We start from the raw sequence: 11,691 nt of genomic DNA on the forward strand, positions 1-11,691 counted from the left end.
AGGAGAAAAAATGGCCATTAAGACGCTCGTTTTGACGAACACATGGATGACAGAACGCTTTACAAGGGAGTTGTCAGCGCTATTAGCAAAAAATGAAACGTATGATGTCACATTCAAATCACAAGATGCGTTGACGGAATCAGATTTTGAATCAACGGAAGTATTGATTGCGATACCATCACCAGAAATTCTTGGAAAATTTAAACAATTAAGGTGGTTACAACTTTTTTCCGCAGGGACAAACGGCTACACGCAGGGAGCAAATTTTCCAGAACATGTCGTGTTGACAAATGCTTCAGGAACTTATGGATTGACGATTTCAGAGCACATGTTAGCGATGACGTTGAGCATGATGAGAAAATTTCCAGTGTACATGGATCAACAAAAACAAGAAATCTGGAAAAACGCTGGGGAATTACAGTCCATTGCTGGAGCAACTGTTTTGGTCCATGGTCTTGGCGATATTGGTGGACATTTTGCACAAAAAGTGAAGGCACTTGGTGCGCATGTGATTGCAGTAAAACGTGTCGTTTATGGCGATGAAGCATACGCGGATGAAGTTTACGATGAAAATGAGCTAGAGCATGTCTTACCACGTGCAGATGTGATTGCCTCAAGTGTGCCAGGGACAAAGGAGACCTATCATCTTTTTGATGCGACTAAATTTTCATTGATGAAATCCTCAGCGATTTTTATTAATGTTGGTAGAGGTGAGAACGTTGATTTAGAGGCCTTATGTGATGCTTTGAACACTCAAAAATTGGCTGGTGCAGGACTTGATGTGACTGATCCAGAGCCTTTGCCAAAGGGACACCGGGCGTGGCATACGAAAAATCTCTTACTTACGCCACACGCTTCAGGAGGATTTACATTAGCAGAGACAAGACGTCGTTTTCTTGCGATTTTACAAGATAATCTCACGCGTTTTGAGACAGGACGTCCGCTAAACAATGTGGTGGACATGAAAACAGGATACAAAAAGAAATGAACAATCCAAAACCAAAAGAATGGCAGGCACAAGAACTTTCAAAACATTATATTGCCGATTATAAACCATTTAATTTTGTGGATGGTGAAGGGGTGCGCTGCTCTCTTTATGTGAGTGGCTGCCTTTTTCACTGTGAAGGCTGCTATAATCAAGCAACGTGGAATTTCCAATATGGAACACCCTACACTGATGCGCTTGAAGCACGGATTATGGCTGATCTTGCCCAACCTTACGTCCAAGGATTGACGCTTTTGGGCGGAGAACCGTTTTTGAACACGCCATTCTTGATTCCCTTACTGCAGCGGATTCGCCGTGAATTGCCCAACAAGGACATTTGGAGTTGGAGCGGCTACACGTGGGAAGAATTACAAGAAGAGACGGATGATAAGCTTGAGATGCTTTCTCTTATTGATATTTTAGTGGATGGTCGATTTGACCTGAGTAAAAAAAATTTACTTTTACAATTTCGAGGATCCTCGAATCAGCGCATTATTGATGTAAAGAAATCTGTTGAAAAAAATCAGGTCATCATTTGGGATAAACTCAATGATGGAGAGACTTACCAAGAACAAATTCATAAAGAAAAACTCATTTGAACAAGAAATTTCACCGAACAAAAATCTGTCAGTACTGACAAAGTTTCTTTTTTTTGATAAAATAGACTGTAACGTTCAAAACGTATGAAATTGCATCAGAAATGCTCAAAAACGAGTGGATCAATTTTATTTAAGATTTTGTCACTGGAGAGATGTCCGAGTGGTCGAAGGAGCACGCCTGGAAAGTGTGTAAACGTCAAAAGCGTTTCGGGGGTTCGAATCCCCTTCTCTCCTTTAAAAAAACGCTCACTGGGGGCGTTTTTTGTTTATAAAAATATTGTCAGTACTGACAAGAAAATAAGCTAAACGTTGGATTTAAATGAAAGAAGAAAAGGTGTATGGTCAAGGTTTTAGTGATTTGTGAGTCAGGATACTGGCGTGATTTGAGAGAAGCATTAGCACGTGTGGACTGCGAATTTTTAGGATTTGACAAGAAAAAACCACACCGTCAAGAAATCGATCAATTGGTCACAAAAGCGGATTTTGTGATGATTAGAAATCTTAATGTCGCGCATCATTCGGTTCGATTTGCAAAAGAGGCGGCAAAAGCGAGTGAGACACCTTTTTGGGTTGGACGGAATTTTGGTGCAGAAAAAATGATTGAATTGCTAAAAACGACGTTTCCAAATGAGGATTTTTCGATTTCAACTTCCAAAAACGAGAAAATAAAAGAAAAAAAACAAGTAAAATCAAAAAATAAAAAAGTGCAAAAGTTAGTGTCAGCTGCGCCAAGAGAAATCATACAACCTAAAAGTAGCAAGAAAAATCTAGCGCTTAAATCTCAATTGAAGGGTGTTTTTATTGAAGAAGATGAAATTGATTTTGAAAAAATGTTTAAACGCTGAAAATTAAAAGTTTAAAGCGCATACAAAGAAGAAGTTTGTGACAGAACATTCTAAAATTTGATATAATGAGATTTATGAATAAAATTCTTGAAGTTGAAAATTTACATTTTAAATATGATAAAACACAAGAAGTCGAGCAATTGAGTGGCGTGAATTTTTATGTTGCGCGCGGGGAATGGGTTTCGATTATTGGTAAAAACGGTTCTGGAAAATCAACGACAGCACGTCTGATTGATGGCCTTCTTGAAGGATTTACAGGATCGGTGAAAATTGACAATGTGCTTTTGTCACAAGAAAACGTTTGGACCTTGCGTAAAAAAATCGGTATGGTTTTTCAAAATCCAGATAATCAATTTGTTGGTGCTACGGTTGAGGATGATGTGGCTTTTGGAATGGAAAATCAAGGCATTGCGCGTGATGAGATGAAACGTCGTGTTGATGAAGCGTTACTTGCGGTCAACATGCAAGCGTTCAAATCAAAAGAGCCTGCGCGCCTTTCTGGCGGACAAAAACAACGTGTTGCGATTGCAGGAATGATTGCATTGCGTCCAGAAATCATTATTTTGGATGAAAGTACGTCGATGCTTGATCCTACGGGACGTGATGAGATGATGCGCGTGATTCATGAGATTAAAGACAAGTTTAAACTAACTGTACTTTCAATCACACACGATCTTGACGAAGCCGCACATTCGGATCGAATCATTGTGATGAATGAAGGAAAAATTGTTCAAATTGCTGAACCTGAAGTGCTGTTTTCTTCTAACAAAGATATGGTCGAAATCGGGTTAGATGTGCCATTTACGACAAACTTAATGACAGATTTGGAGCGTCACGGTTTTGATTTACCAAAAGCTTATATGGACGAGACACAGTTGGCTGATCAGTTAGCCAAACGGTTGAAAGTGTAAGGACAGATTCATTTAAAACGCTAAGCTGTTTTTATAAAAGCAGCTTAAGCACGAAACTATTGAATAGGAATTCATCAAAAAATAAAAAATGATAAAATTTGAAAAAGTAAATTTCACCTATCAGGAAAATACACCGTTTGCGAGTCGTGCGTTGTTTGATATTGATATGGAAATTCAAAAAGGTTCCTACACTGCTGTGATTGGACATACAGGTTCTGGGAAGTCAACACTCATGCAGCATTTCAATGGCTTGGTTAAGCCCACAAAAGGGACGGTCACGATTTTTGATGTTGTGATTACAAATGCCAGTAAAGCTAAAGAAATCAAACCTGTAAGAAAGAAAGTTGGCGTGGTTTTTCAATTTCCAGAAGCGCAGCTTTTTGAGGAAACGGTATTAAAAGATGTCGCTTTTGGCCCAAAAAACTTTGGGGTGACGGAAGATGAAGCCCTGAAAACAGCACGTGAAAAGTTGACACTTGTTGGACTTGCAGAAGAATTTTGGGAAAAATCTCCGTTTGAGCTTTCAGGAGGGCAAATGCGTCGTGTTGCGATTGCTGGGATTCTTGCGATGAATCCAGAAGTTCTGGTGCTTGATGAGCCAACAGCAGGATTAGATCCAAAAGCGCGCATTGAGATGATGACGTTATTTGAGGGCATTCATGCGAGTGGACAGACCGTTGTTCTTGTAACACATTTGATGGATGATGTCGCCAATTATGCTGATTTTGTGTATGTGCTTGAAAAGGGACGTGTGATTGATTCTGGAAGACCTAAAGCGGTGTTTCAAAACGTTGATTTTTTGAAAGCACATGAACTTGGTGTCCCTAAAGCAACGGAATTTGCGGTTGCATTGCAACAACGTGGGATTGAATTTGACACACTTCCGATTACGCGCGCGGAACTTGTGGAGGATTTAGTACGACTTCATCAGGAAAATGGAGGTGAGGTAAAATGAACAGTATGTTGATGGGACGCTATATTCCAGGAAACTCACTCATTCACAAAATGGATCCTCGCTCAAAATTACTCGTCATGCTGGCTTTTATTGTGGTGATTTTTCTTGCTCATGATTGGCTAGGATATTTGATTTTGTTGATTTATACTTTTTTAGGTGTTGGACTTTCTAAAATTTCTCTTTCTTATTTTTTAAAGGGATTACGTCCGATGGTTGGTTTGATCCTGTTTACAGTGATTTTTCAAATGGTATTAACCCCAGGTCAGCACCAACTTTTTCATTTTTGGATTTTCCAAATTTCCGTAGAATCTATGATTAATGCAGTGTATATTTTCTTTCGATTTGTATTGATTATTTTTATGTCCACCATCTTAACGCTGACAACACCACCATTGACTTTGGCAGATGGCATTGAAACAGGGCTTTCACCGTTGAAAAAACTGAAAATTCCAGTCCATGAGTTAGGACTGATGCTCTCTATTTCTTTACGTTTTATCCCGACTTTGATGGATGATACCACGATGATTATGAATGCGCAAAAAGCGCGCGGGATGGATTTTGGTGAGGGAAATTTAGTTCAAAAAATCAAATCTGTGATTCCTATTTTGATTCCGTTGTTTGTGTCCAGTTTTCGTCGGGCAGATGATCTTGCGATTGCAATGGAAAGTCGCGGCTATCAAGGTGGAGATGGGCGAACAAAATATCGTCAACTCAAGTGGTCGGCACGTGATACGGGATTAATTGTGAGTATCGTGTTTATTGCAGGACTTTTGATTTTATGGTCCAAAATCAGTGGATAAGAGGAGAAATGATGATTACATTAAATGTGAATAGTCTTGAAAATGCTGAGATTTTCTGGCAGGAGTTGGGATTAGAAGATGAAGTTGCGCTCAATGAAGCAGTAGTGCATGAGGCACAAACGGTTAGTATTTGCGTTAGCTATGTGGATGATATTTTAGATAAAGTCACCGCACTTGGACTTAAAGTTTCAAATCCCGTAGCTTTGGTTGATGGACGTTATCTGTTTAGTTTTATTGCACCTGAGGGGGATACGATTTTAGTGATTGGACAATGGATCAATGAGCCATATAGCAGCGAAAAACGGCAGGCTTATTTTGAGGCACTGCGTGATTTCACGGTTGTCAGCCCTGATAAAAAGCTGTCAGCACTGACAACAGGTGCGATTGTCTTATTTGGACGGGTGACGTGTCCCTGGACGCGAGCATTTGTTCAAGAGCTCACAGCGTTTGATTTAAAAAACGCTTATTATGTTGACACAGAAAATACAGATCTTGTTGCAAAACTTCAAGCCATGCGTAAGGAATATGATGTTGTGACAGTACCGACATTGATCAAAATAAAAGACGATGGGGCTTTTGAAAAATTTGATAAAAAAACGCAAGCTTTATCTGATTTTTTGAATGCTTGAGCACTCAAGCACATCTCAAAAATCATGACGATTTTTTATCCGCGTGCTCACAAAATTGTGGGAGAAAATACAAAAGCAATCCTGAAATAATCAGAAAATGAGAGTTGATAAGTTAGAGGAGAAAAAAATGACACAAGCACAAAAATTATCTGCACAAGAGATTATCGCATTTATCGGGAATTCTGAAAAGAAAACCACTGTTAAAGTGACGTATAAAGGACACTTACACGGGAAAGTACCAGAGGACGTCTTTCATATTGTGACAAATGCGACGCTTCAACCCTACGGCACACTTGCTGGTGACTGGTCGAAGATTCAACCGCTTTTGTCAGCACTGACAGAAAATCAAGACTATATTGTTGAGTATGACGGTAGAAATTCAGCGGTTCCACTACTTGACACGCGTGCCATCAATGCTCGGATTGAACCAGGAGCAATCATTCGCGATCAAGTCACAATCGGGGATAATGCTGTCATCATGATGGGGGCAATTATCAATATTGGTGCTGAGATTGGTGAGGACACTATGATTGATATGGGTGCGGTGCTTGGCGGTCGTGCGACGGTCGGAAAACACAGTCACATCGGGGCAGGCGCGGTACTTGCCGGTGTCATTGAGCCCGCAAGCGCTGAGCCAGTACGGATTGGGGACAATGTCCTTGTCGGTGCGAATGCAGTAGTAATTGAAGGGGTACAAGTCGGCAACGGCTCCGTTGTTGCGGCAGGTGCGATTGTGACAGAAGATGTCCCAGAAAATGTTGTCGTTGCAGGTGTTCCAGCGCGCATGATCAAGCAGATTGATGAAAAAACTGCACAAAAAACAGCGCTTGAAGATGCACTGAGAAATTTATAAAATAACATCAAAATAAGACTAAGATAATCCGATGCTTCATCAGTTTTTTTGGTGAATCATACGCAGTTTTTCTTCAATGAAATGAATGGGAGATCACATGCTTAACCTCATCAAAATCCGCCGACACCTGCATCAAATTCCAGAAATCGGCTTACAAGAACATGAAACGCAAAAATATCTTTTAGCACAGATTCAAGCTGTCAGTACTGACAAAAATTTTATTTCACTTAAAACTTGGCGTACAGGGATTTTGGTCTTTTTGCACGGGTCAAATCCGACAAAAACCATTGGCTGGCGCACGGATATTGATGCACTGCCAGTAAAAGAAGAGACAGGGCTTGATTTTTCTAGCAAAAATGGCAAGATGCACGCTTGTGGACACGACATTCACATGACCGTTGCGCTAGGACTTTTGGAGCAGTTAAGTAAGACTCAGCCTGTCGAAAACCTTCTTTTTCTCTTTCAACCTGCTGAAGAAAATGAAGCGGGCGGGAAACTCATGTATGATGAAGATGCTTTTGGGGATTGGAAACCAGATGAGTTTTACGGACTTCATGTGCGTCCTGATCTTAAAGTTGGCGATATTGCCACGAATACGCACACCCTTTTTGCTGGAACTTGCGAGGTTGAGTTGACATTTAAAGGCAAGAGTGGACATGCGGCATTTCCACACGAGGCAAATGATGCGTTGGTTGCAGCAAGTTATTTTATCACACAAGTACAAACGATCGTGTCACGCAATACTGATCCACTGGGCTCTGCTGTTGTGACGTTTGGGGAAATGCATGCTGGATCAACAAATAATATTATCTCAGAAACAGCTTATCTGCACGGAACCATCCGCGCATTGACGCTTGATGTGCTCGAATTCACGAAAAAACGCGTGCTTGAGATTGCAAACGGTGTCGCACAATCCTTTAAAATGGAGTTGGATGTTAAAATTATACAAGGAGGTTATCTCCCCGTTGAAAATCAGCCACGTTTAGCGCGTGAATTAATGGATTTCTTTGAAAAATTACCAGCAGTCCATCTGATTGATATCGCGCCTGCGATGACAGGAGAGGATTTTGGCTATCTCCTCTCAAAAATTCCTGGTGTAATGTTTTGGCTTGGCATTGACAGTCCTTACGCGCTCCATTCCAACAAAATGACACCAAATGAAGCAGCACTTCATTTTGCAGTGGAAAATATTGCACTCTTTTTAGCGCATAAAGTCAAAGCTGAACATTGATTTCATATATTTCAATAATAAATCATAAATTCTTGCAAAATTAAAGGCTGTTTGGTATAATAATTAAGTCGTTTGAAATAAACGTCTTGCAGGCATGGCTCAACTGGATAGAGTATCTGACTACGAATCAGACGGTTGTAGGTTCGAATCCTACTGCTTGCATAACGGGAAGTAGCTCAGCTTGGTAGAGTACTTGGTTTGGGACCAAGGTGTCGCAGGTTCGAATCCTGTCTTCCCGATATATGGATCGTCTTATGAGACGATTTTTTCTTTTCGAAGACTATCGTTTAATAAAAACACTTGGCTCAAAACGTTCTTGACAAACGATTACTTTTTTGATAAAATGGTAGGGTTGAGTATAGCAGTCAGCTAGAAAGCTCGTCAACATTTTTCCGTTTTACCCAATGGAAGTAACCGAAGCTGTAAGGCGAAGGGAAAATGAACGAATTCAAGGCTGTCAAGATATGCCTCAAAAAAAAATTAGAGGAGAACATTTTAAATGTCACGTTACACTGGTCCATCATGGAAACAATCACGCCGCTACGGTATCTCACTTACAGGTTCTGGTAAAGAACTTGCACGTCGGAATTACGTTCCAGGACAACACGGTCCAAACAACCGCTCAAAACTTTCTGAATATGGTCTTCAATTGGCTGAAAAACAAAAACTTCGTTTCAGCTATGGCCTTTCAGAACGTCAATTCCGTAACTTATACGTACAAGCTACAAAAATTAAAGAAGGAACAATTGGGTTCAACTTCATGACATTGCTTGAACAACGTCTTGATAACGTTGTTTACCGTCTTGGTCTTGCAACGACACGTCGTCAAGCACGTCAATTTGTCAACCATGGTCACATCCTTGTTGACGGAAAACGCGTTGATATCCCTTCATATCGCGTACAACCTGGTCAAGTGATTTCAGTACGTGAAAAATCAATCAAAGTTCCTGCAATCCTTGAAGCTGTTGAAGCAACAAAAGGACGTGCTAATTTTGTTAATTTTGATGCTGAAAAACTTGAAGGAACATTAGTTCGCCTTCCAGAACGCGATGAAATCAACCCAGAAATCAACGAAGCATTGATCGTCGAATTCTACAACAAAATGATGTAATGACTAAACACTCTTTGGAGTGTTTTTTTGTTCCCAAAAAATGGTAAAATAGAGTGTTAGCAAATTTTGCTGCATCATCAAAAATTGAAAGAGTGTTATGGAAAATAAGACAAAAATTGCAGAATTACTCAATATTAAGGTTTCACAAGTTGAAAAAGTGCTTGAGCTTACTGCTGACGGCAATACTGTGCCGTTCATCGCACGTTACCGAAAGGACAGGACAGGATCACTTGATGAAGTTCAAATCAAAAGTATCATCGACACCAACGATAGCTTGACAAAACTTGCCGATCGAAAACTGTCAGTACTGACAAAAATAGAAGCGCAAGAAAAGTTGACACCAGCACTGAAACAACAAATCGAAGCAGCGCAAAAGCTGTCAGAAGTCGAAGATTTATATTTGCCTTATAAAGAAAAACGACGCACAAAAGCAACGATTGCGCGGGAAAATGGCTTGTTTGAACTTGCAGAACAGATGGTCAAAAATACCTCTGATATTGAAACTCAAGCACAACAGTACCTGACAGATGTTTTTGTCAGTACTGACAAAGTCATTGCTGGAGCCTTGGACATTTTGGTTGAGATGATTGCTGAAGCGGCTCCTTTGCGCGCATGGCTACTTTCTGAAATCAAAGCCAATAGTGCGTTGACAAGTTCGAAAAAAGGAGAAGCTAACGATGAAAAACAAACTTTTTTGATGTATTATGATTTCTCAGAAAAAATTACTGATTTGCCTAATCACCGTGTTTTAGCACTCAATCGTGGTGAAAAATTAGGGATTTTATCTGTGAAATTTGACAATAATGAAGATAAAATTTTGCGCTTTTTTGCATCACGTTTTAAGGCACATCAAAATCCATATCTGCAAACCGCCATTCGTGAAGCAGTTAAGAAAAAAATGCTTCCCGCGATGGAACGCGTGATTCGAGCAGAATTAACCGAAAAAGCTGAAGATTCAGCAATTGAGATTTTTGGTGAAAATCTCAAAAATCTCTTGCTTGTTCCCCCGTTAAAAGGGCGCATTGTCATGGGATTTGACCCTGCATTTCGCACGGGAGCCAAGCTTGCCATTGTCGATGAAACAGGAAAATTGCTCAAAACGACCGTGATTCATCCCGTAAAACCAGCCTCAGCATCACAAATTGAGCAATCAAAAAAAGAACTCGCCTCACTCATTCATGATTTTGGCGTCAATATGATTGCGATTGGAAATGGCACTGCAAGTCGCGAATCCGAAGCATTCGTTTCTGAGGTTCTGAAAACAAATGCCATGCAAGATGTTTTTTACGTCATTGTCAGTGAAGCTGGTGCTTCTGTTTATTCTGCAAGTGAGCTTGCGCGCGAAGAATTTCCAGAGTTGACTGTCGAAAAACGTTCTGCGATTTCAATTGCAAGACGTCTTCAAGATCCGCTCGCAGAACTTGTCAAAATCGAACCTAAAGCGATTGGAGTAGGACAATATCAGCATGATGTTTCCGAAAAAAAATTGACAGAAAATCTGGATTTCGTTGTTGAAACTGTCGTAAACCAAGTCGGCGTCAATGTCAATACCGCAAGTCCAAGTCTGCTTGCACACGTCGCTGGATTAAACAAAACGCTCGCACAAAATGTCGTGACTTACCGCGATGAAAATGGCGCGATTAGCAGTCGATCAGAGCTAAAAAAAGTCCCTCGCTTAGGAGCGAAAGCGTTTGAACAAGCAGCAGGATTTCTTCGCATCCCAGAAGGAAAAAACATGCTTGATAATACCGGAGTTCACCCAGAATCTTACCCTGTTGCACAAGCGATTTTGGAAACATTTGAAGTTGAAAAGCTGTCAGCGCTGACAGAAAGTGATTTGTCAGTACTGACAGAAAAATTAGCTGTTGGACATGAAACATTATTAGACATCATCACTGATCTGATCAAACCAGGACGAGATTTACGAGAAAATTTTGATGCACCGCTTTTACGCCAAGACATCTTAAAAATGATTGACCTCAAAATAGGTCAAGAATTAGAAGGTGTAGTCAGAAATGTGGTCGATTTTGGAGTATTTATTGACATTGGATTGCATGATGACGGACTTGCTCACGTCTCAGACTTGAGTGAAAAATTTGTCAAAAATCCAACCGAAATTGTTTCAGTTGGACAAATCGTGACAACTTGGGTCAAATCTGTTGACATCAAACGTGGTAAAATTAACTTAACCCTCGTTGATCCTAGAAAAGCACAAAAATAAAATGACCCAGTTTCCCTTTTCAAATGAAGCATTAACAGCACATGTAAAGTGGTTGTCTCTGGAAAAATTTAATCGCGCTTTTACACATAAAGCCAGTTTTAACAGTCGATTACGAACCACCGGTGGAAGATTTTTTCCAAAAGATTGCCATTTAGATTTTAACCCTAAAATGGCACAACTCCCAGAATTTGACAAAATTATTTTGCATGAATTGACACATTATCACCTCTACATTCAAAAAAGAGGGTATCATCATCAAGACGCTGAATTCAAACAATTGCTTAAAGCTGTTGGAGGACTGCGCTATGCACCAGCACTCACGCGTCCTAAATGGCGCTATGTCTGTGAAAATTGCGGCAGTATTTATCCTCGACAAAGGAAAATAGATCCCAAAAAGTACCGCTGCGGAAGATGTCATGGAAAATTGAACTTAAATCAATAAAAGAAGCAAGGCTTCTTTTTGCATTTTTGTGAAAAATAAAGTATGATGATAAGCATACTAAAAATAGGATTAGAGTAAAACCAGTGCGCGAAGTCCAAAAATTAAGGAG

At 40.2% G+C, this 11,691-nt stretch carries 12 protein-coding genes, 3 tRNA genes and 1 pseudogene; all 16 read left to right on the plus strand.

Annotation, left to right across the window (positions count from 1 at the left end):
• Positions 1-10 precede the first annotated feature (10 nt).
• The 16 genes and pseudogenes from GHI93_RS06310 to GHI93_RS06380 all read left to right on the plus strand — a co-directional run bounded on the left by GHI93_RS06310 (position 11) and on the right by GHI93_RS06380 (position 11,582).
• Positions 11-988, plus strand: a complete 978-nt coding sequence (locus tag GHI93_RS06310) for a D-2-hydroxyacid dehydrogenase (RefSeq protein ID WP_246177046.1) — start codon at positions 11-13, stop codon at positions 986-988.
• Positions 985-1,584, plus strand: coding sequence for an anaerobic ribonucleoside-triphosphate reductase activating protein (gene nrdG, locus GHI93_RS06315; protein ID WP_153496218.1), 600 nt, complete (start codon positions 985-987; stop codon positions 1,582-1,584). Before GHI93_RS06310 ends, nrdG begins: the two co-directional genes overlap by 4 nt.
• Positions 1,585-1,730: 146 nt before the next feature.
• A tRNA-Ser gene (locus GHI93_RS06320) sits at positions 1,731-1,818 on the plus strand.
• Positions 1,819-1,922: 104 nt separating this feature from the next.
• A complete protein-coding gene (locus GHI93_RS06325; RefSeq protein ID WP_153496219.1) occupies positions 1,923-2,429 on the plus strand; it encodes a DUF2325 domain-containing protein in 507 nt (168 codons plus the stop codon).
• Positions 2,430-2,503: 74 nt separating this feature from the next.
• Positions 2,504-3,340, plus strand: a complete 837-nt coding sequence (locus GHI93_RS06330; protein WP_153496220.1) for an energy-coupling factor ABC transporter ATP-binding protein — start codon at positions 2,504-2,506, stop codon at positions 3,338-3,340.
• A gap of 88 nt (positions 3,341-3,428) precedes the next feature.
• Complete coding sequence (locus GHI93_RS06335; protein WP_153496221.1) at positions 3,429-4,295, plus strand: energy-coupling factor ABC transporter ATP-binding protein; 867 nt, start codon at positions 3,429-3,431, stop codon at positions 4,293-4,295.
• Positions 4,292-5,095: an energy-coupling factor transporter transmembrane component T family protein gene (locus tag GHI93_RS06340; RefSeq protein ID WP_153496222.1), complete on the plus strand. Its 804-nt coding sequence runs from the start codon at positions 4,292-4,294 to the stop codon at positions 5,093-5,095. Before GHI93_RS06335 ends, GHI93_RS06340 begins: the two co-directional genes overlap by 4 nt.
• Before the next feature lie 8 nt (positions 5,096-5,103).
• On the plus strand, positions 5,104-5,724 hold the full coding sequence (locus tag GHI93_RS06345) for a thiol-disulfide isomerase (RefSeq protein ID WP_246177047.1): 621 nt from the start codon (positions 5,104-5,106) through the stop codon (positions 5,722-5,724).
• Positions 5,725-5,851: 127 nt separating this feature from the next.
• The gene (gene dapD / locus GHI93_RS06350) at positions 5,852-6,577 is read left to right on the plus strand and encodes a 2,3,4,5-tetrahydropyridine-2,6-dicarboxylate N-acetyltransferase (protein ID WP_153496223.1); all 726 of its coding nucleotides are present in this window, start codon (positions 5,852-5,854) and stop codon (positions 6,575-6,577) included.
• Positions 6,578-6,674: 97 nt separating this feature from the next.
• On the plus strand, positions 6,675-7,808 hold the full coding sequence (locus GHI93_RS06355) for an N-acetyldiaminopimelate deacetylase (RefSeq protein WP_153496224.1): 1,134 nt from the start codon (positions 6,675-6,677) through the stop codon (positions 7,806-7,808).
• 88 nt (positions 7,809-7,896) lie between these two features.
• A tRNA-Arg gene (locus GHI93_RS06360) sits at positions 7,897-7,970 on the plus strand.
• Between the two features lie 3 nt (positions 7,971-7,973).
• A tRNA-Pro gene (locus tag GHI93_RS06365) sits at positions 7,974-8,047 on the plus strand.
• Between the two features lie 260 nt (positions 8,048-8,307).
• Positions 8,308-8,919 carry a 30S ribosomal protein S4 gene (gene rpsD / locus GHI93_RS06370; protein ID WP_153496225.1) on the plus strand — a complete coding sequence of 204 codons (612 nt, stop codon included), beginning with the start codon at positions 8,308-8,310 and terminating at the stop codon, positions 8,917-8,919.
• A gap of 97 nt (positions 8,920-9,016) precedes the next feature.
• Positions 9,017-10,697: pseudogene (locus GHI93_RS06375) on the plus strand (helix-hairpin-helix domain-containing protein); the annotation flags it as partial.
• Between the two features lie 11 nt (positions 10,698-10,708).
• Complete coding sequence (locus GHI93_RS13280) at positions 10,709-11,140, plus strand: S1 RNA-binding domain-containing protein (protein WP_415579506.1); 432 nt, start codon at positions 10,709-10,711, stop codon at positions 11,138-11,140.
• A 1-nt stretch (position 11,141) separates the two neighbouring features.
• Complete coding sequence (locus GHI93_RS06380) at positions 11,142-11,582, plus strand: SprT family protein (RefSeq protein ID WP_153496227.1); 441 nt, start codon at positions 11,142-11,144, stop codon at positions 11,580-11,582.
• Positions 11,583-11,691 lie beyond the last annotated feature (109 nt).

The organism is Lactococcus hircilactis (genome assembly GCF_009601015.1).
Taxonomy (GTDB): Bacteria; Bacillota; Bacilli; order Lactobacillales; family Streptococcaceae; genus Lactococcus; species Lactococcus hircilactis.

Excerpts from the sequence above, each read along its gene's own strand:
- GHI93_RS06310 (WP_246177046.1), top strand. The coding sequence starts at position 11 with ATGGCCATTAAGACGCTCGTTTTGACGAACACATGGATGACAGAACGC.
- GHI93_RS06340 (WP_153496222.1), top strand. The coding sequence starts at position 4,292 with ATGAACAGTATGTTGATGGGACGCTATATTCCAGGAAACTCACTCATT.
- GHI93_RS06330 (WP_153496220.1), top strand. The coding sequence starts at position 2,504 with ATGAATAAAATTCTTGAAGTTGAAAATTTACATTTTAAATATGATAAA.
- GHI93_RS06355 (WP_153496224.1), top strand. The coding sequence starts at position 6,675 with ATGCTTAACCTCATCAAAATCCGCCGACACCTGCATCAAATTCCAGAA.
- GHI93_RS06380 (WP_153496227.1), top strand. The coding sequence starts at position 11,142 with ATGACCCAGTTTCCCTTTTCAAATGAAGCATTAACAGCACATGTAAAG.
- GHI93_RS06325 (WP_153496219.1), top strand. The coding sequence starts at position 1,923 with ATGGTCAAGGTTTTAGTGATTTGTGAGTCAGGATACTGGCGTGATTTG.
- nrdG (WP_153496218.1), top strand. The coding sequence starts at position 985 with ATGAACAATCCAAAACCAAAAGAATGGCAGGCACAAGAACTTTCAAAA.
- GHI93_RS06335 (WP_153496221.1), top strand. The coding sequence starts at position 3,429 with ATGATAAAATTTGAAAAAGTAAATTTCACCTATCAGGAAAATACACCG.
- GHI93_RS06345 (WP_246177047.1), top strand. The coding sequence starts at position 5,104 with ATGATGATTACATTAAATGTGAATAGTCTTGAAAATGCTGAGATTTTC.
- dapD (WP_153496223.1), top strand. The coding sequence starts at position 5,852 with ATGACACAAGCACAAAAATTATCTGCACAAGAGATTATCGCATTTATC.
- rpsD (WP_153496225.1), top strand. The coding sequence starts at position 8,308 with ATGTCACGTTACACTGGTCCATCATGGAAACAATCACGCCGCTACGGT.